This window comes from Bacillus sp. HU-1818 (genome assembly GCF_022695965.1).
Lineage (GTDB): Bacteria > Bacillota > Bacilli > Bacillales > Bacillaceae > Bacillus > Bacillus atrophaeus.
In genome coordinates this window covers 33084-58428 of the sequence record NZ_JAAPBE010000006.1, presented here as the reverse complement: position 1 = coordinate 58428, position 25345 = coordinate 33084, and the positions used below count along the sequence as shown (strand labels likewise).

Annotated in this window: 46 protein-coding genes and 3 pseudogenes; 10 read left to right on the top strand and 39 right to left on the bottom strand. The window is 37.5% G+C overall.

All coding sequences use genetic code 11. The features are described from left to right. Positions 1–81 precede the first annotated feature (81 nt). Both GXP75_RS19425 and GXP75_RS19420 read left to right on the top strand, forming a co-directional pair. A complete protein-coding gene (locus GXP75_RS19425) occupies positions 82–282 on the top strand; it encodes a DUF3311 domain-containing protein (protein WP_242557661.1) in 201 nt (66 codons plus the stop codon). Continuing rightward, a complete protein-coding gene (locus GXP75_RS19420) occupies positions 282–1772 on the top strand; it encodes a sodium:solute symporter family protein (protein WP_010788951.1) in 1491 nt (496 codons plus the stop codon). The genes GXP75_RS19425 and GXP75_RS19420 overlap by 1 nt, the downstream gene beginning before the upstream one ends. Before the next feature lie 36 nt (positions 1773–1808). Here GXP75_RS19420 and ctpA read toward each other — a convergent pair whose 3' ends face one another. Further along, the gene (ctpA, locus tag GXP75_RS19415; RefSeq protein WP_242557660.1) at positions 1809–3209 is read right to left on the bottom strand and encodes a carboxy-terminal processing protease CtpA; all 1401 of its coding nucleotides are present in this window, start codon (positions 3207–3209) and stop codon (positions 1809–1811) included. Positions 3210–3365: 156 nt separating this feature from the next. Here ctpA and GXP75_RS19410 point away from each other — a divergent pair, with 156 nt between their 5' ends. Beyond that, positions 3366–4067: a class I SAM-dependent methyltransferase gene (locus tag GXP75_RS19410; RefSeq protein WP_214918917.1), complete on the top strand. Its 702-nt coding sequence runs from the start codon at positions 3366–3368 to the stop codon at positions 4065–4067. Between the two features lie 86 nt (positions 4068–4153). Beyond that, positions 4154–4420 (top strand): hypothetical protein, encoded by a 267-nt coding sequence (locus GXP75_RS19405; RefSeq protein WP_061670161.1) that lies wholly within the window; start codon positions 4154–4156, stop codon positions 4418–4420. A 43-nt stretch (positions 4421–4463) separates the two neighbouring features. On the opposite strand, the gene GXP75_RS19400 is transcribed toward GXP75_RS19405, so the two are convergent. Beyond that, positions 4464–5288: a M15 family metallopeptidase gene (locus tag GXP75_RS19400; RefSeq protein ID WP_242557659.1), complete on the bottom strand. Its 825-nt coding sequence runs from the start codon at positions 5286–5288 to the stop codon at positions 4464–4466. 83 nt (positions 5289–5371) lie between these two features. Then, positions 5372–6070: a purine-nucleoside phosphorylase gene (deoD, locus tag GXP75_RS19395; RefSeq protein ID WP_061573071.1), complete on the bottom strand. Its 699-nt coding sequence runs from the start codon at positions 6068–6070 to the stop codon at positions 5372–5374. A gap of 192 nt (positions 6071–6262) precedes the next feature. Here deoD and GXP75_RS19390 point away from each other — a divergent pair, with 192 nt between their 5' ends. Beyond that, positions 6263–6388 (top strand): hypothetical protein, encoded by a 126-nt coding sequence (locus GXP75_RS19390; RefSeq protein WP_003325758.1) that lies wholly within the window; start codon positions 6263–6265, stop codon positions 6386–6388. A 38-nt stretch (positions 6389–6426) separates the two neighbouring features. Here the strand turns inward: GXP75_RS19390 and GXP75_RS19385 are convergent, their stop codons facing one another. The 3 genes from GXP75_RS19385 to GXP75_RS19375 all read right to left on the bottom strand — a co-directional run bounded on the left by GXP75_RS19385 (position 6427) and on the right by GXP75_RS19375 (position 7660). Beyond that, entirely contained in the window at positions 6427–6747 is a 321-nt protein-coding gene (locus GXP75_RS19385; RefSeq protein WP_003325757.1) for a YodL domain-containing protein, read from the bottom strand. A gap of 31 nt (positions 6748–6778) precedes the next feature. Continuing rightward, positions 6779–7417 carry a phosphatase PAP2 family protein gene (locus GXP75_RS19380; RefSeq protein ID WP_242557658.1) on the bottom strand — a complete coding sequence of 213 codons (639 nt, stop codon included), beginning with the start codon at positions 7415–7417 and terminating at the stop codon, positions 6779–6781. A 66-nt stretch (positions 7418–7483) separates the two neighbouring features. Continuing rightward, positions 7484–7660, bottom strand: coding sequence for a YozD family protein (locus GXP75_RS19375; protein WP_003325755.1), 177 nt, complete (start codon positions 7658–7660; stop codon positions 7484–7486). Positions 7661–7779: 119 nt separating this feature from the next. Between GXP75_RS19375 and GXP75_RS19370 the strand changes: the two genes are divergently transcribed. Next, a complete protein-coding gene (locus GXP75_RS19370) occupies positions 7780–7923 on the top strand; it encodes a hypothetical protein (RefSeq protein ID WP_242557657.1) in 144 nt (47 codons plus the stop codon). Here the strand turns inward: GXP75_RS19370 and GXP75_RS19365 are convergent. The 12 genes and pseudogenes from GXP75_RS19365 to GXP75_RS19310 all read right to left on the bottom strand — a co-directional run bounded on the left by GXP75_RS19365 (position 7920) and on the right by GXP75_RS19310 (position 13079). Beyond that, positions 7920–8600, bottom strand: coding sequence for a hypothetical protein (locus tag GXP75_RS19365; RefSeq protein WP_003325753.1), 681 nt, complete (start codon positions 8598–8600; stop codon positions 7920–7922). The genes GXP75_RS19370 and GXP75_RS19365 overlap by 4 nt on opposite strands. A 162-nt stretch (positions 8601–8762) precedes the next feature. Further along, complete coding sequence (locus tag GXP75_RS19360) at positions 8763–8987, bottom strand: YozE family protein (protein WP_003325751.1); 225 nt, start codon at positions 8985–8987, stop codon at positions 8763–8765. An 85-nt stretch (positions 8988–9072) separates the two neighbouring features. Further along, on the bottom strand, positions 9073–9351 hold the full coding sequence (locus GXP75_RS19355; RefSeq protein ID WP_106044313.1) for a YokU family protein: 279 nt from the start codon (positions 9349–9351) through the stop codon (positions 9073–9075). Beyond that, a pseudogene (locus GXP75_RS19350) lies at positions 9348–9770 on the bottom strand (lysine 2,3-aminomutase); the annotation flags it as partial. The gene GXP75_RS19355 and the pseudogene GXP75_RS19350, both read right to left, overlap by 4 nt. Positions 9771–9801: 31 nt before the next feature. Further along, positions 9802–9951 carry a hypothetical protein gene (locus tag GXP75_RS19345; RefSeq protein WP_242557656.1) on the bottom strand — a complete coding sequence of 50 codons (150 nt, stop codon included), beginning with the start codon at positions 9949–9951 and terminating at the stop codon, positions 9802–9804. Continuing rightward, positions 9948–10535, bottom strand: a complete 588-nt coding sequence (locus tag GXP75_RS19340) for a hypothetical protein (RefSeq protein WP_242557655.1) — start codon at positions 10533–10535, stop codon at positions 9948–9950. Before GXP75_RS19340 ends, GXP75_RS19345 begins: the two co-directional genes overlap by 4 nt. A gap of 385 nt (positions 10536–10920) precedes the next feature. Beyond that, positions 10921–11148, bottom strand: a complete 228-nt coding sequence (locus GXP75_RS19335) for a hypothetical protein (protein WP_242557654.1) — start codon at positions 11146–11148, stop codon at positions 10921–10923. Positions 11149–11183: 35 nt separating this feature from the next. Continuing rightward, a complete protein-coding gene (locus GXP75_RS19330; RefSeq protein WP_242557653.1) occupies positions 11184–11360 on the bottom strand; it encodes a hypothetical protein in 177 nt (58 codons plus the stop codon). Positions 11361–11390: 30 nt separating this feature from the next. Further along, positions 11391–11750 (bottom strand): hypothetical protein, encoded by a 360-nt coding sequence (locus GXP75_RS19325; protein WP_242557652.1) that lies wholly within the window; start codon positions 11748–11750, stop codon positions 11391–11393. A gap of 2 nt (positions 11751–11752) precedes the next feature. Next, a complete protein-coding gene (locus GXP75_RS19320) occupies positions 11753–11974 on the bottom strand; it encodes a hypothetical protein (protein ID WP_242557651.1) in 222 nt (73 codons plus the stop codon). Positions 11975–12019: 45 nt separating this feature from the next. After that, a complete protein-coding gene (locus GXP75_RS19315; protein ID WP_242557650.1) occupies positions 12020–12262 on the bottom strand; it encodes a hypothetical protein in 243 nt (80 codons plus the stop codon). Continuing rightward, complete coding sequence (locus GXP75_RS19310; RefSeq protein ID WP_242557649.1) at positions 12252–13079, bottom strand: metallophosphoesterase family protein; 828 nt, start codon at positions 13077–13079, stop codon at positions 12252–12254. The genes GXP75_RS19315 and GXP75_RS19310 overlap by 11 nt, the downstream gene beginning before the upstream one ends. A 152-nt stretch (positions 13080–13231) precedes the next feature. Here GXP75_RS19310 and GXP75_RS19305 point away from each other — a divergent pair, with 152 nt between their 5' ends. Then, positions 13232–13447: an alpha/beta-type small acid-soluble spore protein gene (locus GXP75_RS19305; RefSeq protein ID WP_242557710.1), complete on the top strand. Its 216-nt coding sequence runs from the start codon at positions 13232–13234 to the stop codon at positions 13445–13447. A gap of 110 nt (positions 13448–13557) precedes the next feature. Here GXP75_RS19305 and GXP75_RS19300 read toward each other — a convergent pair whose 3' ends face one another. From GXP75_RS19300 to GXP75_RS19275, 6 genes are all read right to left on the bottom strand, one after another. Then, positions 13558–13842, bottom strand: a complete 285-nt coding sequence (locus tag GXP75_RS19300) for a hypothetical protein (protein ID WP_242557648.1) — start codon at positions 13840–13842, stop codon at positions 13558–13560. Between the two features lie 136 nt (positions 13843–13978). Beyond that, complete coding sequence (locus tag GXP75_RS19295; protein WP_242557647.1) at positions 13979–14332, bottom strand: hypothetical protein; 354 nt, start codon at positions 14330–14332, stop codon at positions 13979–13981. Positions 14333–14372: 40 nt separating this feature from the next. Further along, entirely contained in the window at positions 14373–14639 is a 267-nt protein-coding gene (locus tag GXP75_RS19290) for a hypothetical protein (protein ID WP_242557646.1), read from the bottom strand. Positions 14640–14875: 236 nt separating this feature from the next. Further along, positions 14876–15715 (bottom strand): thymidylate synthase, encoded by an 840-nt coding sequence (locus GXP75_RS19285; RefSeq protein ID WP_242557645.1) that lies wholly within the window; start codon positions 15713–15715, stop codon positions 14876–14878. Between the two features lie 17 nt (positions 15716–15732). After that, a complete protein-coding gene (locus GXP75_RS19280; RefSeq protein ID WP_242557644.1) occupies positions 15733–16101 on the bottom strand; it encodes a hypothetical protein in 369 nt (122 codons plus the stop codon). A 95-nt stretch (positions 16102–16196) separates the two neighbouring features. Continuing rightward, positions 16197–16499: a hypothetical protein gene (locus GXP75_RS19275; protein ID WP_242557643.1), complete on the bottom strand. Its 303-nt coding sequence runs from the start codon at positions 16497–16499 to the stop codon at positions 16197–16199. A 157-nt stretch (positions 16500–16656) separates the two neighbouring features. On the opposite strand from GXP75_RS19275, the gene GXP75_RS19270 reads away from it, so the two are divergent. Beyond that, a complete protein-coding gene (locus GXP75_RS19270; protein WP_242557642.1) occupies positions 16657–16878 on the top strand; it encodes a spore coat protein CotU in 222 nt (73 codons plus the stop codon). A gap of 226 nt (positions 16879–17104) precedes the next feature. After that, the gene (locus tag GXP75_RS19265) at positions 17105–17341 is read left to right on the top strand and encodes a hypothetical protein (RefSeq protein WP_242557641.1); all 237 of its coding nucleotides are present in this window, start codon (positions 17105–17107) and stop codon (positions 17339–17341) included. 103 nt (positions 17342–17444) lie between these two features. On the opposite strand, the gene dutA is transcribed toward GXP75_RS19265, so the two are convergent. From dutA to nrdF, 4 genes are all read right to left on the bottom strand, one after another. Next, the gene (gene dutA / locus GXP75_RS19260) at positions 17445–17873 is read right to left on the bottom strand and encodes a dUTP diphosphatase (RefSeq protein WP_242557640.1); all 429 of its coding nucleotides are present in this window, start codon (positions 17871–17873) and stop codon (positions 17445–17447) included. A gap of 74 nt (positions 17874–17947) precedes the next feature. After that, positions 17948–18310, bottom strand: coding sequence for a hypothetical protein (locus GXP75_RS19255; protein WP_242557639.1), 363 nt, complete (start codon positions 18308–18310; stop codon positions 17948–17950). Positions 18311–18352: 42 nt separating this feature from the next. Then, positions 18353–18595 carry a thioredoxin family protein gene (locus tag GXP75_RS19250; protein ID WP_242557638.1) on the bottom strand — a complete coding sequence of 81 codons (243 nt, stop codon included), beginning with the start codon at positions 18593–18595 and terminating at the stop codon, positions 18353–18355. Next, positions 18595–19581, bottom strand: a complete 987-nt coding sequence (gene nrdF / locus GXP75_RS19245; protein ID WP_242557709.1) for a class 1b ribonucleoside-diphosphate reductase subunit beta — start codon at positions 19579–19581, stop codon at positions 18595–18597. The genes GXP75_RS19250 and nrdF overlap by 1 nt, the downstream gene beginning before the upstream one ends. A 125-nt stretch (positions 19582–19706) precedes the next feature. On the opposite strand from nrdF, the gene GXP75_RS19240 reads away from it, so the two are divergent. Further along, positions 19707–20129, top strand: a complete 423-nt coding sequence (locus tag GXP75_RS19240; RefSeq protein ID WP_106034950.1) for a hypothetical protein — start codon at positions 19707–19709, stop codon at positions 20127–20129. Between the two features lie 137 nt (positions 20130–20266). Here GXP75_RS19240 and GXP75_RS19235 read toward each other — a convergent pair. The 11 genes and pseudogenes from GXP75_RS19235 to GXP75_RS19185 all read right to left on the bottom strand — a co-directional run. Next, a pseudogene (locus GXP75_RS19235) lies at positions 20267–21223 on the bottom strand (ribonucleotide reductase large subunit); the annotation flags it as partial. Between the two features lie 283 nt (positions 21224–21506). Next, positions 21507–22649: pseudogene (locus GXP75_RS19230) on the bottom strand (ribonucleotide reductase N-terminal alpha domain-containing protein); the annotation flags it as partial. Then, positions 22612–23007 (bottom strand): class Ib ribonucleoside-diphosphate reductase assembly flavoprotein NrdI, encoded by a 396-nt coding sequence (nrdI, locus tag GXP75_RS19225; RefSeq protein WP_242557637.1) that lies wholly within the window; start codon positions 23005–23007, stop codon positions 22612–22614. The pseudogene GXP75_RS19230 and the gene nrdI, both read right to left, overlap by 38 nt. Continuing rightward, a complete protein-coding gene (locus tag GXP75_RS19220; protein WP_242557636.1) occupies positions 23007–23348 on the bottom strand; it encodes a hypothetical protein in 342 nt (113 codons plus the stop codon). Before GXP75_RS19220 ends, nrdI begins: the two co-directional genes overlap by 1 nt. Positions 23349–23366: 18 nt before the next feature. Continuing rightward, positions 23367–23516: a hypothetical protein gene (locus tag GXP75_RS19215; RefSeq protein WP_242557635.1), complete on the bottom strand. Its 150-nt coding sequence runs from the start codon at positions 23514–23516 to the stop codon at positions 23367–23369. Between the two features lie 64 nt (positions 23517–23580). Next, positions 23581–23781 (bottom strand): hypothetical protein, encoded by a 201-nt coding sequence (locus tag GXP75_RS19210; RefSeq protein ID WP_242557634.1) that lies wholly within the window; start codon positions 23779–23781, stop codon positions 23581–23583. Positions 23782–23821: 40 nt separating this feature from the next. Beyond that, positions 23822–24016 carry a hypothetical protein gene (locus tag GXP75_RS19205; protein ID WP_242557633.1) on the bottom strand — a complete coding sequence of 65 codons (195 nt, stop codon included), beginning with the start codon at positions 24014–24016 and terminating at the stop codon, positions 23822–23824. A 19-nt stretch (positions 24017–24035) separates the two neighbouring features. Then, positions 24036–24170, bottom strand: a complete 135-nt coding sequence (locus GXP75_RS19200) for a hypothetical protein (protein ID WP_014721253.1) — start codon at positions 24168–24170, stop codon at positions 24036–24038. A 13-nt stretch (positions 24171–24183) separates the two neighbouring features. Continuing rightward, positions 24184–24378 carry a DUF1653 domain-containing protein gene (locus tag GXP75_RS19195; protein ID WP_313897127.1) on the bottom strand — a complete coding sequence of 65 codons (195 nt, stop codon included), beginning with the start codon at positions 24376–24378 and terminating at the stop codon, positions 24184–24186. 32 nt (positions 24379–24410) lie between these two features. Further along, on the bottom strand, positions 24411–24602 hold the full coding sequence (locus GXP75_RS19190; protein WP_242557632.1) for a hypothetical protein: 192 nt from the start codon (positions 24600–24602) through the stop codon (positions 24411–24413). Between the two features lie 57 nt (positions 24603–24659). Further along, positions 24660–25340, bottom strand: a complete 681-nt coding sequence (locus tag GXP75_RS19185; protein ID WP_242557631.1) for a hypothetical protein — start codon at positions 25338–25340, stop codon at positions 24660–24662. Positions 25341–25345: the final 5 nt, after the last annotated feature.

Here is a 25345-nt window from a genome sequence, read left to right as displayed (position 1 = left end):
CTTTTTTCTAATAATTATCTTGTGATCTTATCTTACAACTGCTATGATAGTGAGCATTATCACGTTTCAGGGGGAAAGTAAATGGTAAAAAAAGCACTGATTATCCTTCTTATTCTCTTACCCTCCGGTCAGCTCGCGCTGCTTCCGCTGGTTAACCGGATTGAACCGATTATGTTCGGGCTTCCTTTTTTCCACTTTTGGCTGCTGCTGTGGATTGTCATTACGCCATTATGCTCATTGTGTATTTATAGGTTGCAGAAAAAAGATGGAGGAATTGAATAATGCAAGGTAATTTAACCGCACTTCTTATCACAGCCGTTATTGTTTTAACTGTTGTCTGTATCGGTTTTGTCGCCGGAAGAGACAAATCCTCCAGAACATCTGTTGAAGAATGGTCTGTCGGAGGCAGACGTTTCGGCGGGCTTCTCGTCTGGTTTTTAGTTGGGGCAGATTTATACACCGCCTATACATTCTTAGGGCTTACTAGTACCGCTTATACAGGAGGCAGTGTCGCCTTTTTCGCCATCCCTTACTCTGTCTTAGCGTACTTTATCGCTTATTTCTTTTTGCCGAAACTTTGGAAGGTCGCAAAAATCCACAAATTAACCACACTTGCCGATTATGCGCGGGAACGCTTCGACAGCAAACTTTTGGCAAGCCTTGTCGCCATTGTCGGCGTGTTCATGCTGATTCCGTATATTTGTCTTCAGCTAAGCGGGATACAAGACACGCTTCAGGTTGCAGGAACAGGTTATATTAACGTAAAGTTCGTTGTGATTATTTCATTTATTCTTGTAGCTCTTTACACATTTTTCAGCGGAATTAAAGGACCTACATACACTGCTATTATTAAAGATATTTTAGTATGGGTGATTATGCTGTTTATGGTTGTGTCTCTTCCGATCATTCACTTTAACGGCTGGACCCCGATGATAGATACGCTGGTGAAAGAAGCGCCGCAAATGCTGACGATTCCGACAGAAGGCCCTAAAGGCATCCCGTGGTTTATCACAGCCTCTATTGTGTCCGCTTTGGCGCTGTTTATGTGGGCCCATGCCGCCACTGGCGTTTTTACGGCCAAAAGCGCTGATGCCGTCCGGAAGAACAGCATGTTTTTGCCGCTTTATAATATCGTGCTGATTCTTGTCATTTTTCTTGGCTTTATTGCGTTTCTTGTTTTGCCTGAGGATACAAATCCGAGACTGGCGCTTCTTCATTTAATTCAAATGTCGTATGGCGGCGTCGCACAAGGGTTTGCTTACTCTACCATTGCCCTTGCTTCACTTATTCCGTGTTCCATTATGGCAATCGGGGCGTCTAATTTATTCGCGAACAACTTATATCGCGACTTGCTTCATCCGAATGTTTCTCAAAAGAAACTGACGATGATCACCCGATCAATGGTGTTTGTCGTAATCGGGCTTGCTTTACTTTTCGGAATGCTCTTCCCTACTGCGCTAGTGACGCTGCAGCTTTTAGGTGTTTCCGGCATGGTTCAGATTTTCCCGGCCATTGCCGTGAGCCTGTTTTGGAAAAAGCAAACGAGAGAAGCGACGATTATCGGTTTATTAGCCGGACTCGCTGTTACTTTTACTGTGTATATCACACAGTCTTCACACGGTATTTACGAAGGATTCTGGGGCTTGGCAGCAAACGTCGCCGCTGTTGTGATCCTCAACCCGTTATTTGTGAAAAAAGCAGGGACTAACCCTGTAATTGAAGGCTTATTTAATAAGCAGCGACCTTCAAATCCAAATCAAAAAGGCGCATAAAAAACCATACGCGGGTCTCCGCGTATGGTTTTTTCTTTACATCTTTTTCTTCAAGGTTTCGATTGCTTGTTTCATTTGAGTATCATTGTCGGACAGTTTTCCTTGCAGTTCCATCATTAATTTTGTCGTTGTATCTCCAGTAAGAACGCCCGTTTCTTTCAGCTTTTCTTTTGCTTGGAATTGTTTCACAACCGATTCGAACGCTTTGTCATATGTGCTGTTGACATTCACTTTATAACCAAGCGCCTTCAGCATTTGCTGGGCAACTTTTACGTTATTGCCGGAATCACCGGATTTATATGTTTTATCAGCGTCCAAATACGGCAGCTTCGCATAATCAGGGAGTGCCGCTTTCACCTGAGGCGTAATGCCTTTTTTGTGAATCCATTCTCCGTCCGCTGTCAGCCATTTGGCCATCGTCAGTTTGACTGTTGAACCGTCGTCATATTCTTTAGCCGTTTGCACGGTTCCTTTTCCAAAAGTTGTCTCTCCGATCAACGGAATCCCTGACGATTCGTGAAGAGCCGCTGCCATAATTTCTGCGGCGCTTGCTGTGCCGTCATTCACGAGAACAACAGTCGGTTTTGTGACTTGGCGGTCTTTTTTTGCTTTCATGACTTCTTTTGTTCCATCTTTATACTCAACCTGCATGATATTTTTACCCTTATCAATAAACAGGTTGCTCATTGTAATGGCCTCATCCATCAAGCCGCCCGGATTTCCTCTCAGGTCCAAGATATAGCCTTTGGCGCCTTTTTTCTCCAAACTGTCGATCGCTTCTGTCAGTTCTTTTGAAGTTGATTCTGAGAATGATGTGATTTGAATTTCTCCGATGTTGTTTTCTTTCATCTCGGAGTATACCGTTTCTACCGGAATGGTATCTCTTTTAATAGATAGATCAATTTCTCCCACACCGGCTCTGTTCAGCACTAGTTTGACTTTTGAGCCTTTTTTGCCGCGGATTAAAGCGACAGCCTCATTCACATTCATGCCTTTGACGCTTTTGCCGTTCACTTTTACGATTTGATCCTTCGGTTTTACTCCCGATTTTTCGGCAGGCGATCCTTTTATCGGTGATACGATTAAAATCTCACCGTCTTTTTCCTCTACTTGAGCGCCGATGCCCTCAAAGGAAGAGGAAATGCTTTCTTCAAATGATTTTCCTTCCTCTTGATTCATATAGGTTGAATATGGATCGTCCAGGGATTCAATCATTCCTTTAATTGCTCCGTCTACTAATTTGTCGTCATCTGTTTTTTTGTAATAATCACTTTTGATCTGCTCATATGCTTTATTCAGCTTATCGAATTTGCTATCTCCGGTACTGGCTGATTTCTCGCCGAGAATGGAGGAATTGCCGGTAATAAACAAAGTAAGCGCCGAGGCGACGACCGCTGTGATCAGCACGATAAAAAACAGTTTAAGTTGCCGTTTCAATTAAACACCACCTTTTTATTCTTACATTATTATCATAGACGAACCTCTATTCGTCAACTCGAACCCTAAAATGAAGATTCGCGCCTTTCTTTCCCTTATAGGTAAACCTATGTTTTTCTCTCAACATATGCTGACGCAGAAGGGAGGAATCGAACTTTGAGCCGCTATTTAGAAATGCTTGCCTTATTCGGCGTTGCGGGAGCACATCCGGGCGGGCTTGCTTTCACGAAAACCGTATTACAGAAGGCCGCTCTGCCCTCTAACCTGCCGATCCTTGATGCCGGGTGCGGAACCGGGCAGACCGCCTCATATTTGGGACATTTATTGTATCCTGTCACTGTAATTGACAAAGACCCCGTCATGCTGGAAAAGGCAAAAAAAAGATTCGCAAGTGAAGGACTGTCAATTCCCGCTTTTCTCGCTAATCTTGAAGAGCTTCCCTTTTCCTCTGAAACCTTTTCTGCCGTACTTTCGGAATCTGTTCTCAGCTTCTCTCATATTCCATCCTCGCTGCCGGACATTTACCGGGTGCTGAAGCCCGGCGGAATGCTGATTGGAATAGAAGCAGCGCTGAAAAAACCTCTGTCCGGAACAGAAAAGAAAAAAATGATGGATTTCTATGGTTTTACCGAGTTATTTGATGAGGCTGAATGGAAGCAAACGATGATGCAGCATGGCTTTCGAAAAACAGAAACAATTGAACTTCATCAAGAGAATACCGATCTTGAACCGACAACTGAAATGGATTTGTCCCTTTCAATTCCGCCGATTTACTATGACACGCTGCAAGCCCATTATGAGCTCATGCAGACATACAGCGAGTATATGGGGCACTGTGTCTTTTTCGCGTATAAGTAAATCGGCGTTTAACCTCCTGCTTTCGTCCAACCTTTTTAGAAAATCTATCATAAGCTGATAGAAAGGCAGGATAGGAGGGAATCATATTGGAAAAGTATTATCATCTCTGCCGCCAGCATCAAGGAAAAGTTGCTAGAATTACAGAAAAAAACGGCAGGGTTCACGTTGGCAGAATTACCCGTGTCACAAACAGCAAAGTCTTCATCACACCTGTTCATCAATCCGGCCCAGGAGGCTTCGGACTTGGATTTTATGGCGGCTATTACGGCGGCTATGGGTATGGATACGGAGCGTATGGCATCGGCCTCGGATTTATTGCCGGTGTGGCACTGGCAGGATTGTTCTTTTTTTAATGCAGAAAAAAGCCCGCTTGAACTGTTGCAAGCGGGCTTTCTCCTATACTTTCTTCACTTCATTAAAATATTCTTCCAGCGTTAAACCGTGATCATGGATGACTTTGGCTGCTTTTTTGCCTACATAACGTAAATGCCATGGTTCATATTCATATTTTGTGATATCTTCTTTACCTTTAGGATAGCGGATGATAAAACCGTATTCATACGCGTGATTCTGTACCCATTTGCCATCGTCTGTACCACCAAACGCTTCATTGAGTTCAAAACCGTTGCTTCTGCTGGAAATATCCATCGCAAGCCCTGTCTGATGCTCGCTTTGTCCAGGATAGGCAACCGCTTCCTTCGCTTTCTTTTCGCCTTTTTGACTGACTTCATTGTTAAAAATCACTTCTTGTCTGTCATAAGCACGGTATCCTGATACAGCAGCAAGCTCGTAGCCTTTCTCTTTTCCCGCTTTAAACAATTCTTCTAACGCTTTAGCCGCTTCTTTTCTGATATATCTTTTTTGGATTTTTTCATCAAAAGAAAATTTTACATTCGGGATGACGAGATCACTAGGTTCATAGGTTCCCGGCAGTGCGTATTCCTTATTCACAAGCGCCAGGGTGTTGTCCGGATTTTGGATCGTTTCCAGTCCGTTGACTTCCTTGATATTATTAAAGTATTTGCTTTCGAGCAAAAACTCCTTGTCCGTTGTGTTTGTTGCTGTTTTGCTGTTTGGTGAATTCTCATCTGACTGTTTGGTTTCGGCAGAGGATTGCGTATCCTTTTTATCGTCTCCGTTAGAGATACTGCAGCCCGTTCCGACAATTGCCGTTACACTGAGCGCGGCGGCCAGCGAGAACCATTTATTGGTTTTTTTCATTACACCATTACCTTCCTTTTTCCGAATCATGCTTTACCCATAAAGAAAAGGCCGCTGCTTCCAGCATGCCTCTTTTTATCCAATTAAGATACAGAATGTAAAGCCACTTCTATCATATCATGAAAAGTTGTTTGGCGCTCTTCTGCCGTTGTCTCTTCACCTGTCAATACATGATCGCTCACAGTCAGGATAGAAAGTGCTTTTCTGTTATGCTTTGCCGCTAATGTGTACAAAGCTGTCGTTTCCATTTCTACACCGAGCACGCCGTATTTTGCAAGCTTTGCGATTTGTGAATCTTCATTGTAAAATTGATCGGCTGTAAATACGCTGCCCACTCTTACAGGGACACCGTTTTGTTTAGCCGCTTCATATGCATGATTGAGAAGATCAAAATCTGCGCACGGAGCAAAATCAATGCTGCCGAAAGCGACCCGGTTCATTTGTGAATCTGTTGAGGAGGTCATCGCCAAAATCACATCGCGAACTTTAACATCTTCACGGATGGCACCGCAAGACCCTACTCTGATTAAATTCTGCACATCATAGCTCTGAATCAATTCATTCACATAAATTGAAATAGACGGCACACCCATTCCTGTTCCTTGAACGGATATTTTTTTCCCTTTATACGTGCCCGTAAAGCCGTACATGCCTCTTACTTCATTGTAGCATTCCACATCTTCAAGATACGTTTCAGCGATAAATTTGGCTCTGAGCGGATCTCCCGGCAGCAGCACTGTATCGGCAATCTGCCCTTTTTCCGCACCTATATGTACACTCATGTTTTATTCCTCCTGCACTACCATTATGTCGTCCCTTTCATTTTACAATGAATGGAACGATGAGACAAACTTCAGCATTGATTATAAATGAATGGGTGAAAAAAAGAAAATGATTCAGGCTTAAAAGTCGGCGGTTACGGATAATTCAAACGGTTACATGAAAACCTAATAGCAAAAGGAGGGGTGTAGAACATGGGCAAAAAACAGCGAAACCGAGTAACCGGACAAAAAAAGAATAACCATGTGCCAGCTGAAGATGTCATTGCGGCTGAAGAAGCGCATGGAAAAGAGCATTCCGCTGCTAAGCGAAAGCCTTAAAGATAAAGAAAAACTGCGGGCGTCCGCAGTTTTTTTCGTTATGTGGCTTGTACAATCAGGCGGTTAATCTTGCTCCAGCCTGTGGAAAGCAGTTTATAATAGGTTTTGCCTCTTTTACCTTCATCAATCAGGATCACATCTCCTGTCGCCATAAACCTTGCCTGATAATCATTTGGGACTGTATCAAAAACATTAAATGTTGAAAATGCCCTTTTCAGCACTTCTTGATGATTGCTGCCGTCAAGTTCCGTCCGATAGACGACTTTATAACCTTTTTTCTCACCATAGCGGGGTGTTTGAAAAATTGTCACATCATAAGCACAAGGTTTCTTTTTAAATACAGACAACGGTAATGGCATCAAGATCCCTCCCTCTTATTTCTTTATAGTATTAGCGTTTTTCCCCGGTTTTCCTCTCTCTATTTTTGTCGAATGGCCTATACTTTTCGTCAAAAAGTTTCAAGAGGAAAAACAGCATAAATCCTACACTGAAGCCCCCGAGAACATCTGTAAAGAAATGCGCGCCAAGATAGATTCTGCTTGCGCCGACAAGGGCGACAAGAACACAAATAAGAGTGTAAACCGCCTTTTTGCGGGCAGTCAAAAAAGGGATATGCTTCACTAACAGATACGCGATAATAGGATACACGCACGCCGCATTCATGGAGTGTCCGCTCGGAAAGCTGTAGGACGTTTCGCGTACGAGCGGTTCAAAGGCGGGCCTCGCCCTTTCAATCCAATCTTTTAAACCGCGGTTCAAGAGACGTTCACAAAGAAACATGACGAGTAACAAAATGCCGTCCCACGTTTTGGCGTACGCCAGCAGCACTGCTCCAACTATGATAATCAGAGGCAATAAAAAAGCTGACGAACCAAGCTGGGTACACCATAACATGACATGGTTCAGCCAGGGCTGCCTCATATGAGCCGCTGCCTGCATCACGGTATCATCAAAGAATTGGACAGCATTGATATGGATCACTGCTGTTAAAAAGATAAACAAAACAAACAGACTGACCGGCTTGTACAATTTTCTTCCCCTCCTGTTTCATAGGCCGTATAAAAAAACCGGAGCTGCCTCACTCCGGTTAGACGTTTAACATTCATCATCCAGCTCTTCATCTATCATACATTTTTCTAATAAATAATCAAAGGTGATATCGGCTATTTCAAATATCTCCTCTTCACATGGTATGTAGCCCCGTTTAGCGAGTTCTTTGTAAAAAAATTCAGCGATTTCTTCTGTATCAATCACAAGATCTATTTCTTTCATGACAGTACCGCCTCCTTTTTTATGTTTTATGAAATGGCCGGCCAAATTATACCGGGTTGTTCTAAACAATTCTTTTACTCATATACATGAATAAAAAAACAAGCATGGGGGCATGAGTAATGATCACAAAAATGATGGCTGCATTGGACGGAGATGGATTTGATCTGATGATGGAAAAGGTGCTGAAAACAATGACTTATATCATGCTTATAGGCTGCTTTCCTTACTCCTTATATGTCGCCGTCCGTTTTTTAGCAGGCTAGCCGAAATGCTCCTTTAAACTATCCAACACAAAATTCATCATATCTTTATATTCTTCATCCTGAAATATTTCATACAGGATTTTATAGTCGTTATAAATGTCTAAAAGCTCATCCACAATAGATACAGCCAGAACGTGAAGGTTATCTTGGACTTCAGCATCGCCTTCAAACTGAAGAAGAGCGGTCGATATGACATCCTCGCCGATCTCATGAGCTGTTTCTCCGACATAATGGACAAACAAAAGCTGATGCACAAACTGGTCCATTTCATATTTTCTCAGGACCAGTGTGAGATCCTCTTCCTCCGTTTCAAGCCACTCTCCATCCTTTAAGCGAGTCAGCTCATAAATAATATCTTCCCACCCGTCTTCCAAATATCTCCATATCTCTGTTCTATGGCCGATAATTCGAAACAGTTCCTTTCCATAGTCCTTTACATAGACGACATCACCAATGAGAAATTCATATTCAATATCCAGTTTCTCCATATCTACAATGACGCCTTCATAATCTTTATAAAGCTGAATGGACGTTTCGAAATATAATACTTCATTATGGTTGACTTCATAAAGAAAATGTTTTTCAATCTGATGTACCTTCGTAATCGTTCCGACTGTTCCGTACATCACGACAACCACGATATCTCCTACTTGGAATTTCGGTTTGTTTTGCTTCATGCTGTCTCCCCCTTGCCGCGACTTTCTCATACGCTATCGTATGCCGGCTGACACAAATTCGCATGGGCATGAAAACCAAAGGAAATATCCAATTATATTCAAATGCCGGACATCAAATCCGCTCACAAAAAAACCGCATGGGGATGCGGTTTTAAAACATGTTTATATTTGAGGCACCTCAGTCTCGTATTTTTCCCAAGCTTCATCAAAAGTGGCCATCGTTTCCAAGTAGTCAGCATTCAGTTCTAAATAAGAGCTGATCTCATGATAATCGCTGGACATCTTTGGGAAGCTGTGGTCTTCATATGCCTGATTTGCAAACTCACTGATGCTGTCCTTCGGTTTTGGATTTCTGTATTTCATCAAGTAATGGTAAAAGGATTTCATGGGTTTCCCCTCCTGTTGTCTGTCTTTTGTTGTTCTATTATACATTTCAGATATGAAATTACAACAAAAGAATACCAAACACACTTTAGGAGAAATCAAAATAATTGCGCTTCAAAATCCGTTCTGTTTGCATCAGCTGCTGAAATGTTATCGTATAAGGAAGCTTTTTTGTGTCAATTAAAATCAATTGATCTTCAATTTCTTTTATTGTCAGTTCCTCTTGATAGACCATATCGCAGTCAGCGCATGACAAGGCGGGTGTCTCTGTAATTTCTATCGCCTTTGTGCCGTCAGGAAGCTCCCAGTAAACGGCGGTCACGCAAGGGGAAGCTTGAAGCCCGCCGCACCATTCACATGTCTTCATGATGAATCTCCCCCGCTTTCCGCCCCCTCTTTTTCTTTCTTTTGCTGGGCCAGAAATTTCTTTTCCTTCAGTTCATCCCTTTTGTCCCTGCGGTTTTTTAATGTTTCGTGCTCTGGGTTCGCCGTGTATGCTTCTCTTCTTTTGATGCGGGATACGTTTTCAGGTGTGAAGGAAACCTCCTTGTCTGCAAAAATAGCGCTCAATCCGATCGGTTCTTTCTGTTCGGAAACTTCAGGATACACAGACGCAAAGTAGGCGTTCGCCTGGTTCGGAATATAATGTTCCGGCTCGGGATAGGACGTGATGACTCCTTCAAAATTCCGCAAAATGACTTTATCAGGGCTTTGGGATAAAACATAATTAGGCTGCAGAGCGATTTTTCCGCCTCCGCCCGGCGCGTCAACGACAAATGTCGGTATGTCATTTTTTATTGTAAGTAAAAAGACTACCTTATTCGGCAGTCTCCTTTTTTCTTTCTAGATAAAGCTTTCTTTTAAAATCCATAAAAGCTTTCGCCATCAATTTAAGATTCGGCTCATTTCTATATTTTACAGTGCAATTTTGAAGGTTGTACTTTTTGTATAATTCATCTATTGTCATTTTACCACCCTCCTATTGACAGGTGTATGACTTTCGGAGTTTGTCCTATTCGAAAATTTCTCAATCAATTCATTGCATAGCTTGTTCAAGTAATATGTATAATTGACTTTCTTTTTCATCCAGTGAACTTCGGTTCCAATCTCTTCACATATCGCAATCGGGATACTGGACTTATTAACTTTATTCTTATATGTATGTTCTAACTGATTTTCAGCTATGTTTTTATATTCTAAGAAATCATCAATATGTACGAAATAAACCTTATTCTCAGGATCTCTAAATTGAAACAGGAAGCCTGGGATTATGTTTGGGTATTGAGTTGCTTCTTTTAAGTATTTAATCTGTTGTGCTTTTATAATCTTTTCACTGAAGGAAATGGACTTGCTCTTCGTTGATTTAAGCTCAAAAGGGAACAAGTACCCCTTAAAGTGTAGGAAGCAATCATATTTATTTTTTGATACTGCAGCTCCCCTTTTCAAAAACATCGGATTAACATCCTTAATCCTGTAGAAGAACAACTTTTGGTCTCCAGCAGATTTTTCAATGTTCGCTTCAAAAACTTTCCCTTGATTTGTTGTTGCCAATCAATCACTCTCCTAATCTATATTGAAGGTAAAATATGGATATGTTATTATTTGTTTTGCATTAGTATTATGAATGTTAATAATCTGGGAAGGTTGATGAATATGAACCTTTATTTAATTCCAGCGCTCATTATTTCACTTTGTTTGAATGTTGTTTTATATATTCAATTAGCAAAGAATGAAACTGATGAATCCACTAAAATAAGATGGAAAGAAAGAATTGGACTTAACAATCCCTTCACCGCTTTGATTTGGGCTTTTCTTTCCATTTCGATAGTGCTAAGTCTCTTTGGCTTATTAGTTGGACTTTTCAATTCATAAAGCACTTAACTAATCCACTAATTTTATTTTTACTCTAAATAAAAGACCGATTTTATTAAGTTTCTTAATTCTTTTTAAAATACTCTTCATAATCTTCCGTTGTAGCCGCAATACGGTTAATCTTTAAATCATCGTCCCACTCAAACTCTGCTGACTCCTTAACATCTGCAACATGAACATATGCCGATCTGAACGTTGGCGATTCTTCAATTTTTTCTTTAATATCATTAATACCCTGAAATTCATCGTTGATATCCGCAATATAAAATTCTGCTTTATAAACTTTAGCCATACTCTCACTCCGATCATTTTTAAATGAAGCTTTTATTACATTGTTTTAGCATTACGTTCTAACCACTCAACAGTGTTCTTTACTTTTTTATCATACTTCTCATAACTATCTGACCAATCATAAAAACTGTCTCTAGTCTTTATTAAATTTAGCAGTTCTCTAACATGTATCAGTTTCACATATTTGTTTTCAATATCATTTATCTCATTCATTCAATCAACCCTTTCAATAAAATCAACATTTTATCTGGAAACGTACTTGCAACACCCATCCGATACCTTTTTCAATAAGTATCTTTGTCCCCAAACACCCCACGTGTCTCTATCTCCTGTATGCCATCCACCGTCGCTTGTAGGATAATGGTCGAAGAACAACATATTTTCTTCTTCTTTTGTCAACTCAACCAAAGGAAAGTTAAAACCCTTCGGGAAAGAATTTAAGACCTCTCCTAATGTTTCATATTCAGGATGCAAAGGACGCGCATGAGAAGGTACTTTTCCAAACTTGTTTAAACCCAGTGAATTATATGTCCCATTAGGATTCTTATAAATAATCCATGACTCAACTCTATTTTGAATCTTCTTCTTTATTCTCTTATTCAAAATCAAAACTCCCCTTTTTCAATCACTTTAGAGATTAAATCGCAATCATTTTGTACATCTAAATATTTTAGATCATCATTCTTCAACCTTTTCTCTATTAGGTTTTTTAGAGTTAACAATGCTTTCTTTTCTTTTTCCTCTTTAGATGTGCTAGGCAGACAAAACACAAACACTTCCACCTTAATATTTCCACCTAAAGTAACTTCAACATCTTCTCCATACATAAAGGTGTCATCCCTTTCTTAATAAAATTAGAATTTCATTTGCTCTTAGTCAGTTTTAATTAACCTCCCTTGGATTAAATAGACCCAGTCTAAATGAATATGCCCAACGACTTCTTCCTTTTCATTGACTAACTGAGTACCGTTTGATTTTTCAATTGCCTGTTTTGCAGTCTCCGCATCTGATTTGGAATAGTATGAATAAGACTTAGGTTCTTCATCATGATCTTTATACACGACTGTCCATACATCGTCTAAATCTTTCTTCACGGTTTTCACCTCAAATTTCAAATGTCTTTAGCTCAAACGATTTATATGAATCTACTTCATCACCAGGTATCACATTGACACTCGGATAATTATCATAGTCATACGGGTATCCAATACAATTCATGTGAAAGCTCGTGTCCTCTTTAACAAACTCAGCTTGTAAATGTTCATGACCACAAATCCAATGTTTAGCGTTAATGAACGGTACATCAACCATGTAGCATGTATTAGGCTCAAATGGAGAATAGGGATTGTGAACAGGTGGAACATGAGAAACAAATACATCAACTTGGATGTTTTCTAAAGTTTCATACCAGTCCATTGATTCTTTCCACATTGCTCTTACTCCATCTTCTTTACTGTATCCATTGAGGCTGATATAGTTTGAATCATTAGATACTCCTTTAAAGAAATCCCATCCTTCGATTCCTTTTGGAAGGTACCACATTACATCTCCTGCAAAGACTTTCCCTTTGTATGTATCAGTTGACTTAATTAATGGAGTAACATTTTTTATTTCTACAGCCTTTTTGATTAGATCATTCAACCTACCTAATGAGTCTGAGTATTTTCTTTTTTGGTTTTTACTGAGTAAGTAAAGATCATGATTTCCATATGTAAAGTAAACCTTCTCGTATTGCTTTGCTGCTTCTTCGAGAACCCATAACGTTTGTTGATTCCACTCAGTGAAATCTCCAGCAATGACTAATACCTCGCCACTTCCATTTGAAATTAACCTTCTGACAATCTCCCTTGTCCGGTTTTCCCATTTGATTTGGTTGATGTTCCAAGGTATCCAATGGTTGATATGGAGATCAGAAACGTAATCAATTTTCATATTGTCCCCCTTCCATTAAACATTAGTATTAAAGAAATCAATTATTCATCCTCGAGCAATAGTCATTTTGAAATCAAATGTATAATCTCAGAAAAACTCTCCATAATATGATCGAACAAGCTTGTTTACATATTAATTTAGGAGATGATCACATGCCTCAACAAAACAGATCAAACAATAATAATGAGTTAGTTGTACCGCAAGCTGCAGCAGCAATAGAACAAATGAAATTCGAAATTGCTCAAGAGTTTGGTGTTCGATTAGGAGCCGAGACTACTTCTAGAGCCAATGGTTCTGTTGGTGGAGAAATCACAAAACGTTTAGTTCGCTTAGCTCAACAAAGCATGAACGGTGGACAGTTACATTAATTTATGAGGGGATTCCTCCCCTCTTTTTATGCTCTTCTTCCAAATCCGTAAAGAACTAATGGCATTGTATTCACCTCAGAAACTCTCACATTACCACCTCGATCATCAATCTAAAGCCTACAACATTCTTCTCTCAGCCATTTATAAATGTTTTCTCCGACCTCTGTGTCATTCCATCCCCATTCTTCTACAAACAAATGAATATCTCTTGGCAGGTGTTTATGTATTTGAACCACATATGTTGGGTCTGGTTTTTTGCCATAGTAATCATAATAACAATCGTGAATCTGGTCATACGCATCTTCGTCTATCCACAAATAATGACAAACAGCACATCCTGAAATCCCCTTAGGACAAGGTATTTTAATCCTATACCTGCCATTGATTTTCTCCATAGCTCACTGCTCCTTCCCATAAAATACAGATTTCATTTAGATTATATCCAGCGCTCCGTCACAATAAGGACATTTGCCACTACCGTCTTCACATGTACACACATTTTTCACCTCCAATTTCGCTACCGACAACTCCTCAGATATCATTTAATTCTTGTTTCAGTTGAAAAAATTCATCATGAAGCACTTTAAATTCATCCTTATTTATGTATGCTTTGTCTTCATTAAGCTCAAAAAGATCCAAATAATTTCTTTTATTTCTTCTAATAATTCGTAAAGCAATCGTGGAACTTACCCATTCTTCATTTTCTAATTGTGTTAAGACTTCACTTAGCTCGAATAACAATTCAAGCTTCGCTTTGTTTTGCTGTGTTTCAAGTCTTAACAAATCCCTCTGTTTTTCGAGTAGCTTTGTTTCGATATGATATTTCTTTTCTTCTAATGCTGCTATTTGATCGGTTGCATTATGTATTTTGTCTCCTACCTCCAATGAATCACCTCCTTAAAGTTTTTGAATGATATTCGTTCTATTAAGAACCCTTTTTATCACTTTCTAAATGTGCTTTAAAACGTTTAATTGCTTCTTCATATGCGACCAATTTACTTAAATAAGCATCAAGATATACTCCATTACCTTGTATCCCATCAGATGCGTACAGACTTTGGTTGTTATTCAGCTTGTATTCCAAACTTTCCAAAGCGTTACGAATGCTTTTTATTTGTTCTTTTAAACGTAGTTCAGCTCTTTCTTTTTCTGCCTCAAGTATCATTAAGTTATTGTTTAGTTCATTCGGCATAATAAACCCTCCCCATTCTAGATAAAATATTAGTTTTAACCAAAATATTTATTATTCTTATTTTTTACTTTTGTTGTTTTTTTCTCTTTTAAAAGTAAAAAGATCAGGTTAGTATCCTACTCATATATTATACTTATTTTTTATATTTGTCTATAGGTGATTTAAATATTCCGTGTGTTATATAATCTGAATCCCAATGGCCAATGATTTATCAGAGCAAACAATTAGAGATAGCATTATACTGCTACCTCAAAAGAAAGCTTGTCTCCGTGCTTATAGTCAATTAATTTGAAGTCATCAATGGTGAAATCATAAAAGTCTTCAACCTCTGGGTTAATCCATAGCTCTGGTGCTTCATATTGCTCTCTTTCCATTTGAATTTTCAAATTGTCTATATGGCGAGTGTATACATGACAATCTCCAATATTGAAAATGTACTCACCTAGCTCATAACCAGCAACTTGAGCAATCATACGCTGCAATACATTATACTGGAACACATTAAACGGATTTCCGAGCGCTAAATCATTACTACGACAGAAGACCTCTAAGTGTAACTTCCCACCTTTTACAAGCCATTGAGTGCCATAAACACAAGGTGTTAATGCCATTGAGTCCAATTCATCTGGATTCCAAAGCATTGTAATGTGCCTACGTGATGATGGATTGTTCTTTAACTGATGGAGAAGATAATCGACTTGGTCAACTCTTTCACCATTTAGATTTCTGTTTTTCTTACCAAGCTGATAACCATATGCCTTACCGATTGTGCGGTCTTCTTGTTTCCATTGATCCCAGATATGCACACCCATTTTATTTAATTTGTCAACATTATTAGATTTAAGTTGCCAAATCCAAAGCAATTCTTTAATTGCAGTTTTCCAGGCAACTTTTTTAGTCGTTAAAATTGGAACTTCGGAATTATCAAACCTCATTTGTTTGCTTATAACGCTTAGTGTATGAGCTGGTGTTCCATCTGTGTCCCATTTTGTTCTTACATTGAATTCTTCGTCAGATACTCCATTTTCAATAATGTCATTTATGATTGTGTTGTATTGTTCATCAAATTGACTCACGTTTTTCATTCCTTCCTCTATTTCAGACATACTAGAATAAAGTTAATTACGAAGACAATATTACCGCAAACAAACAGCATGTACACAAACTTATTTTGGATATTTTTTGTGTCACCATCTAATACATCCAGAACCTTAAACATTGTTAATCCGCTATAAATTAATGCAAAAGCTGTCCATGTTAGCATTAGTAAGTTACTATGCGTAATCAATCCAATAGTAGCCAAGGGGATAATAAAAGAAATCCCCTTGAACAATGTCATGACATACACTAAGTTCTTATTCCTCTTCAGCTCATTATACGGCGAACTGATTAACACATCTGAAACTTTAATATAGACGTTTTGTTCACCTCGAACAATTAATCTGATTTCGTTTATATTCAATGCAAACAAGTATGCTGTTAGAAAAAATGCAAAGTATGTAATCCTAATACATCTCCTTATTTTATTTTTATCACTAATACACTATCTATTTAGCTTTATTCAAACAAATCAGCTTTAACATTCTTCATATCATTAATTTGTTCACTCACGCTTTCTTTTATTGTATGTGGCAGCTGATCAATCCCTTTTTCAATTCTTTTCTGTCCAGTTTTTCTGATTTCTGTAGTCATATCTTTAAATCCCTCTAAAGCAATATCAGCAATTTCATCATATAATCCTTGAATTTTCACCAATAAGCTTAGGTATTCTTCATCATCTTCTTCAAATAAAGATAACCCTTCTTCAAGCTTACTAATCTTCTCAATACACTTGGCAATATTATTTTTATACTTTTTCACTGTGATTGAATCCTTTCTCAAAACTTATTTTAATAAACGGTTTATTCATTTGGTTATCAGGATCAGCCTCTTTTTATAATTATTATTTCATTTGACCATACCATATAATTTAAACTTCATATATTAATTTCGATTAAGACAAAAAGGAGGATGAAATATGGGTTATTATAAAAAATATAAAGAAGAATATTACACTTGGAAGAAAAAGTATTACAAAAAGTATTATGATCATGATAAAAAGCATTATGATTGCGACAAGAAGTATTACGATCATGACAAAAAGTATTATGATGATCACGACTATCATTACGACAAAAAGTATTATGATGACGATGATCATTATTATGATTATGTCAAATCGTATAAAAAACACCACTAAATCTCTTAAACATCTATTTACTTCCCCGGTATGTCACCGGGGCTTTTTTATTTATGAAAACATGTCATTGAACTTTGCTTGTAAATCACTGTCGTTAGTATGTTTTATCTGCCCTCTCCTTCTCACAAATTACGATAAAAGTCTTCTTTTATTTGAATTACGTTAAATACAAACACCTTCCTGAATGTGATAGAGTAATAATAACACCAGTGGTAGGAGTGATTTTTTGAGTAAAGCATTAAAGATTGTTTGCCTTATCGGTCTAATCATTTTAGCGTTTTTATTATTTTATTCTTTCTTCACTCATAATCAAACAATTTTTATAGCTGTACAATTTATTTTAGCTGCTCTTATTGTTGGCTTTGGGATTGATGCTTTTATTAAAAAACAGAAATATCATGGATTCCTATATCTCATCATTGCAATAGGTACAGTCGTTGTTAATATTCAACAGCTAAGTTAAGCAAGTATAAACTATCCACTAAATACATAAGGTAATATGTACCTTGGCTGAAACCTCCATTGTTCAAATCATACAGCATGAATACAGCCAAGGTTTTAATTATTTACTTAGTTCCTGTTGAACCTAATCCTCCTCTGTCGTCATTCCCTAAATGGGCAACCTCAACTAATTCAACTGTCGGCATTTTCTTCATGATTCTAAACTGACATATCCGATCTCCCTTTTTAATTTCAGTATCACGTAATGCATAAGCTGGGAAGAACCAGAAATCGTTGTCTCCTTTGTATGACTCATCAATTACACCCATTGAATTTGTCTGAATGACACCAAAATTCTTATATGTACTTGATCGAGGGACAACATGTGCTTCATATCCTTCAGGTAACTCCATTGCTACTCCTAATGGGACAAGTTTAAATTCATCTTTATTGATCGTTACATCATTAGCAGCTCTAAGATCAATCCAATCTCCTTGCTCAATTTTGCTGATTCTTGTTTGTGTTTCGTCTAGATATTTGATTTTAATTTGCATTATGTATTAACTCCTTTTGTTTCTTAATGTATGTATAATCTTATACTGTTTTATTCAGTTGAACAAACAACTCATTATTGTTCGAACTTTGCTTTCAACTCCTCATAGCGTTTACGTTCTCTTTCTTCTTGCTCACTGAGATACTTCTCTCTTTCAACAGCTTGCTTCTTTTTTAGCTCATTCTCGTACTCTTCCCACTCTGATTCATCAATCACACCTTTTTCATGCAACTCTCTTTTCAGAGGATGTAAGATTTTTTTAGCTTCGTGCGCGTATAATATTCTTGTCTCATAACCATCGTCCCAGTCAGCTTGTTGACTAGCCATAAATACGCCTCCATCCTTCGTAATAATTGTTGTTTGCTCACAAAATTGATTTGCCCATACATATGCAACTTCCTTACCAATTAAGCCTTCTTGATCTCCAATGAAATACATTCATTATCTCCCTTTATTTTATATTTATTTAAAATTACCCTTTTATTGTAATTCCTTTAACAACTGTTCAAGTTCTTCAGGTTTAAAACCAATACTACGTTTTACTTCCTCACCTTGGTCATTAAGCAAAATAGTTACTGGTACTCCCATAACACCAAATCTAGCTGCTACTTCTGGTTCCTGTGTCACATCGATTGTTTCATATTCAATATTTGCTTGATTTAAATAATTGGACACCATTTTACACGGATTACAATTTGGCTGCTCTAATTTAATCAGTCTCATTAAATACACCCTTTCTCGTTAAAAATGAAATCAGAATCCTTTAATGACTCAACTGTTGCTTTTTTATACCCATTTCCCTTAGTCGAAAAGAAGTCGTGTGACTTTGTCTTAGTGCTCAATCCATTAATAACAATTGGATTGACATCTTCTTCTACAAAATAATGATCAAATCCCAAGTTATTCATTGCCTTGTTTGCGTTGTATCTAATGAATTTCTTAACATCAGTTGCTAAACCAACCTGATCATAAACATCCTCTGTGTAGTCCAATTCATTTTCATATAGATCTTGGAGCAAACTTAGAGCCCATGCATACAGTTCTATTTGCTTCTCTGGTGTTTGCTTCTTATAAATCTCCTGAGCTAACAATCCAATGTATGTTCCATGAATCGCTTCGTCACGGATAATTAAATTTATGATTTCCCCACTCTGCATTAACTTACCTTGTCCATAAAAATAAAGTGGGTAATAAAAACCTGAGTAGAAAAGAAAACTCTCCAAGAACACAGAAGCGACCATTCCTTTAAATAAGGAAATGTCATCATCTTTCTTGATTGATTTATAGATTGAGACAATCATTTGTGCTTTCTTTTGTAAATATTTATTGTTCTTAACCCATTCAAACACTTTGTTAATCTTCTCTGTAGAAGCTAGTGTAAGAAAGATGTTGCTGTAGGACTTAGCATGAACTGCATTCTCCATCATGGCCATAAAGTTAAGTACGGCTTTCCTTTGGTGCCCTTCTACATGCTCCGCAATAATGGGAATTCCAGTATTACCTTGTTCAGTGTCCAATAATGTTAAGCCAGCCAATCCTTTCATATAAGTGTCCTGTTCATTATCACCAAGGTACTTCCAGGTTAGAAGATCGCCGTTTAAAGCAATCTCCTCTGGTAACCAGAATTGTTTAACGTTTTGGTTATAAAACATCTGTGTGAAATCATCTTCATGTTGCGACCAGTTAGCAGCAGTAAAGAGATTGTTAATTTGTGACAAACATATGTCCTCCTTGAATTTTATTTGCCCTTCCTCCTCGAAAAAGAAGGGAATATTTATTAAATATTGTAAATTATATACTGTATCAATCTCATTATTAAGAGGGGGAATAAAAAATGAAAAAGAAAGTCATTGCTGGAGCTATCGCAATTGGACTAATTCCTTTTGTTGGAGTTGCAGATGTATCCGCAAAACCATTACCGAATCAAGTAAAAACCGTAAAACCTATGAGTTGGGCATGTGATAGTCCATATTTAGTTTGTAAAACTTTTTCTGGAAACAATAAAGAAATTAAATTCAACTACAACGGATCTAATCAAGATCAAATCAGAGTTTTCGTAGCAAATGATGGGAATAAAGCTTTCAATTTTTCACTTTATTATCCTAATGGAAATATCCTTCTATCTTCAACAACGTTAGAGGCGGGAAAAACAATCGTTAAGACGTTTGATGTTGATCAAACAGGCGAATATAAATTCTATTATGATAATGGAACTGGTGATAGTAATACTGGTTTCTTCAGAGTAGTTGGACTTTAAAAATATTTAAGAAGTCGGCTAAATTTGCTGACTTCTTTTCAATCCCAATGATTAATCTGAAGTCTTTTATCCCACACCTCATTTCATGGTTAAGTAACATTCTGTTTATTGCCTCTACCCATCAATAACTTCATCATTTAAACCATGCACGACAAGCATCCTTCCTGTCCCGTATCTTTTGTTCTTGCATAGTAAAGAGTCTTTATACCCTTATGATGTGCGTAGAGGTCTATCTTGTTTAGGTCTCTCGTTGTCATCGTATCCTTCAGAAACAGCGTGAACGAAATACCTTGATCAACATGCTGCTGAATTGTTGCAATAAGATCAACTACCTTGAACATATCCATATCATAAGCTTCTTTATAGAAGAACCAATTCTGAGGTGATAAGCCAGGCATTGGATAATATGTCTTACTGTTTCCGTATGTGCGTTCCTCAATCCTCTCCATAATTGGCATTACACCAGCTGTAGATGATTGGACATATGAAATACTTCCCGTAGGTGCGATTGCTTGTCTATAGGAATGGTAAAGTCCATACTCCATAACCTGTTCTTTCAATTTTCTCCAATCAGATTGATCTGGGATATGTTGATCTCCAAATAGCTTCTGAACCTTTTCACACTTAGGCTTAAAGCTATTATCTTCATATTGCTTAAAGTACTCTCCTGATCTGTAAGTTGAGCCTTCAAATTTGTAATATGTCTCCCCTGTCTCTTTTGCTATTTCCATTGAACGCTGTAGGGAATAATAATTGACCATCATAAAGTACGTATTAACAAAATCCTTAGCTTCTTCACTTTCATAAGCAATATTATTTTGAGCTAAAAAGCCATGAAGATTCATCTGTCCTAACCCAATTGATCTCATTAGTGTATTTGCTCTTGCAACTGCTGGAGCATTTGCAATGTTTGTTTTTCTTGTTATGGTTGTTAAGGAATCAATAGCCGTTTTCACTGTTGAAGCAATTGATTGATTACTCATTACGTTTACAATGTTCATTGAGCCAAGATTACATGAGATATCTAATCCAATTTCATCTTCCTGATTGTAATCTGTGTAAACTGATACTTCAGATGATTGGAGGACTTCTGACTTTATATTCAACGAAAGTCGCAACACTCTCGCCCGTTCTCTAATGAACTGCTTACGGTCACCCGCAAGAATAGACTATATCATCGACCCAAAAGGCCGCCCACCGTTTCCATCGCCATAAACTTGCAATGTACTCTACTCCCTTCCGCCGAAGCGTGGTTTCGATAGTCGTTCGGCATTTCCGCAATATGTACGGTTTAGCACGGTATTGTCTATTTTGCATAGAGTTTCACCGTTTAGACGGGTTTGCTACAGCCATTACTGACTGAAGGTGCTACAGTTAACACAAGTTTGAAAACTTCACTTTTGAAATATGTTCATTAGCATGAACCTTGTTTACATTATCAGCAAACATGATATAAGGATATCCTGATTCATATCGTAAAATTGCCAACTTCTCTAATAACTTACGAGGATTTCCTTTTGCTTTTCTAACTTTAGGATTTTCAACAAGCTCATCATACATTTCATTGATGTCCATCTCATCAAGATATCGACCATACTCCTTGTATACTGAATGAGGATAGAACATGTAGTAATCCTTATCTTCTCTTGCTAGTTCAATGAACTTATCAGGAATAATAACACCAATAGACAGTGTTTTAACCCGGACATCTTCATCTGCTGATATTTTTTTAGTATCCAGAAAGTCTGTAATGTCTGGATGGAATACACTTAGATAAGCCGCTCCTGACCCTTGCCTTTGTCCCATCTGATCTGCATATCTAAAAGCATTATCCAATAGCTTCATAACACCTACGACACCTTTAGTAGCATTCTCTACGTCTTTAATCGCTTCACCTTTGGCTCTTAATTTGTTTAGATTTAGCGCTACACCACCGCCTAGCTTAGAAAGCTGCATGGAGATATCAATGGCTCTAGAGATAGCATTCAAACTGTCATCCACTTCAAGTAAGAAGCAGCTCACCATTTCACCTCTTCGCTTACGTCCAGCATTAAGGAAAGTAGGTGTTGCCGGCTGATACTCTTGTTTCATCATGGTATGTACTTCCTCAATAGCTTTCTCGTAATCACCATCAGCACAATATAGAGCTACAATTGAGACACGATCCTCATACCTTTCCAGGATCTTTGTTTTATCGTTTGTCTTTAATGCATAGTCATTGTAGAACTTAAAGGCACTCATAAAAGATGGGAATCTAAATTTGTAACTGTAAGCAATCTTATAAATTGATTTAATCTGTTCAAATGTGTATTGTTCCAAGAATTCTTCTTCGTAATAATCATTTTTAATCAGATAATCCAGTTTCTCTTTTAAATCATGGAAAAAGACTGTGTTTAGATTAATGTAATCAACAAAGTAACTATGTACGGCCTCCTTATCCTTCTCAAATTGAAACTTCCCATCTTTCTGAATCATGATCTCATTATTGAGCTTGATCCACTTTGGTATTGTGTTTGTCAATAAGTTGTACCTCCTGAATGATCTTCTGTAAGTCTTGTTTCGTTCCACTAAGTTCAAACTTTAATAACAATGGTGTGTGGAACTTAGCTGAAAGCTTGTCTCCAGCTAAACCATAGTTATCACCCCAAACCTTGTTACCACTAACAGCAACTCCTCTGATTTTATTTTTATTCTTATTGATAAAATTCAAAGTCCTTTCAGGTACTTCCCCAAAGCCTATCGTATATGTAATATGTATAAACTCTTGTTTGATGATCGTATCATCAGTAACTTCGACTACCTCAACGTCTAACTCTCGTTGCAGCGCTTTTACAAACCTTCTTACATTGCCTGTTTTACTTTCATATGTAATGATCACTAATCGTTATATGCCCCTGTAATTAAATCTGTAGTTACTGTTTCAGCTTCATTTTCAGCTTGGTTGAAAGCTTCCGACATCTCAAGATTAATCGCAGACATTTCAGCATATCCTTGTGCCATCTGAGCTTCTAAATCAGACATTTTTTGAACAGGGATGTAATTATCCTTTTGACTTTGTGGTATAACCATTTGATTTCCTTCTAAGTCAGTTGCAATAAGCTCTCCTCTAAAAACCGTAAATGATTCACCATTTTGCATATGTATTTTCGTATTATCTTCAGCCTCATTTAAAATCACCAGGTCACTACGCTTCACGTATAATTGTCTAGCAGCTCCCATTCCACAACTCCCTTTTCTTTATTTTTTATTTTTGACTTTATAATATTTAGCATCTAATTCATCCATATCATTAAGAATATGGTCGATAACAACATCACTGAACTTTCCAAACACCTTATAACCAATTAATTTACTTCGGAGGTCTTTCCACTTTCTTGCTGCACTCATATAGCTTCCCCTCTCTATGAAACTGTGATTTTATCTAGATTTAATCCGTATATACTTGCCCTTCTTACTCTTCTTCGATCGTCCATCCGTTCAATCTTGCGTACTTTAATTTCCTTGAATGTCTACGTTCCCACTCATCCCAATCCTTCTTCTCTTGACCTGACGTTAGTGAGCCTCTGTACTGATTTTGTCTTCTTTTCTTGTCTAGCTCTAGTATATCGCCAACCCATCTAGGAACTGACGGTTTATAGATATTCTCATCCATCTATTCGTCCTCCAATTATAAATTTCTGTATCTTCCTTTGTTATTGTTTTGGCCAGCCCTCTCCAAGGAGCTTTTTAGCTTCTTCAACATCTGTGAATCTTTCAATCTTGTGTCTATAGTCATCGATCCATCGATAAACACATACTGCATTTTCTTCAACTTTCATGACAGTGTACTGCTGCATAGAATCTTCTAAAAGGTGAAGTTTCTGATCTTTATAAAATCCTTGAATCATTTAATGTCCTCCTCTTATTTTATTGAATTTCTCTTACCTCATGTGGTACTCCACTTTCTTCTTGAGCATATACAGCATCATTATGAGCCTCAATAGCATCATCATAAGTATTAACAAGTGTTCCCATGCAATAAAGTCCGTATTTTTTATTCATTTTCATCATCCTTTTAGTTTATTTTTGTGAATCTCTTAATCTCTTTACCATCAACAACCACTTTTCCAAAGAACATGTCTTTAGGTCTTGCCCAAAGAACTCCGTCATGGTCTTCATATGTAACCAGCTTTTCTTCTGTTTCAGTGTGGATAGCCTCTCCAATAACCTTGTAAATGCCACCTTTATAGTGTTTAAAATAACATCCGATAAAATCAAATGTGTCTATTGTAGCTTTCCTCCTTAAACTTCCTCTAAATGCAACACAAGAACATTTTTATATGGATCTAATTGAATCTCATCCCTTGTTTCTTCACTATCAATCCTGAAGTTAACTGGTGTGTCGCCGTAAAAATCAAGTTGATCTTGTAATGCTTTAATTACATCACTTACTTTTGGGTTAATTAACTTGCCATTAATCTCATCATAAGCCACGGGCTTTCCTCCTCTTTCTTTAAAATCATCCTTTTATTGTAATTCCGTTTTACAGTATCAATCGTATTCTGGGTTAGAGAACGTCGTCTCATAATTATCAATAATCAACTTTGCTTTACGAGTCCACATTTTGAAAATACTCTTATCAACACCATATAATCCACCCATGATTACTTTATTGTCAAAGCTCTTTTCATCTATTTCCGCTCGTTCGACGGTCAAATCATCTTTATTTAGCACAAGCCTGTATTTACAATTAAACCAATCTTTATCTTCCTCTGGATCAATATAAACGTACTTGCTACTATATTTATCTTCAACAATCACTGTGATTTCTTTATATTCATCGTAATCCAATTCATTTAATTCACAATCATACTCAACAATCTCGTTTATAAGCTCTGAAAGTTTATATTCATCTTTCCCTGTACCTAGAATTTCTTGAAGGCTCTCCTGAATACGTTTTGCACCTTCCTCGTGAACAGAACGTTCTAGTTCACCTTTAATAGTGTTAATTACAACTTGATTGTAAGAAGGTATATCTAACCTATCCAAATTAATTTTCATCTGATTTTGTACTTGCTGTTTTAATTCCTTGCCAAAATCACTCCAACTTTTAAGTGTGTCATTAATAATATCTTGAATAGTGTCTTCGATTTGTTTCTTTACGATTTTCTCAACGTAACCATCTTCATTTAATTCGGAAAGAGTCTTGTTTACGATTAAATTTAAATCCATTATGT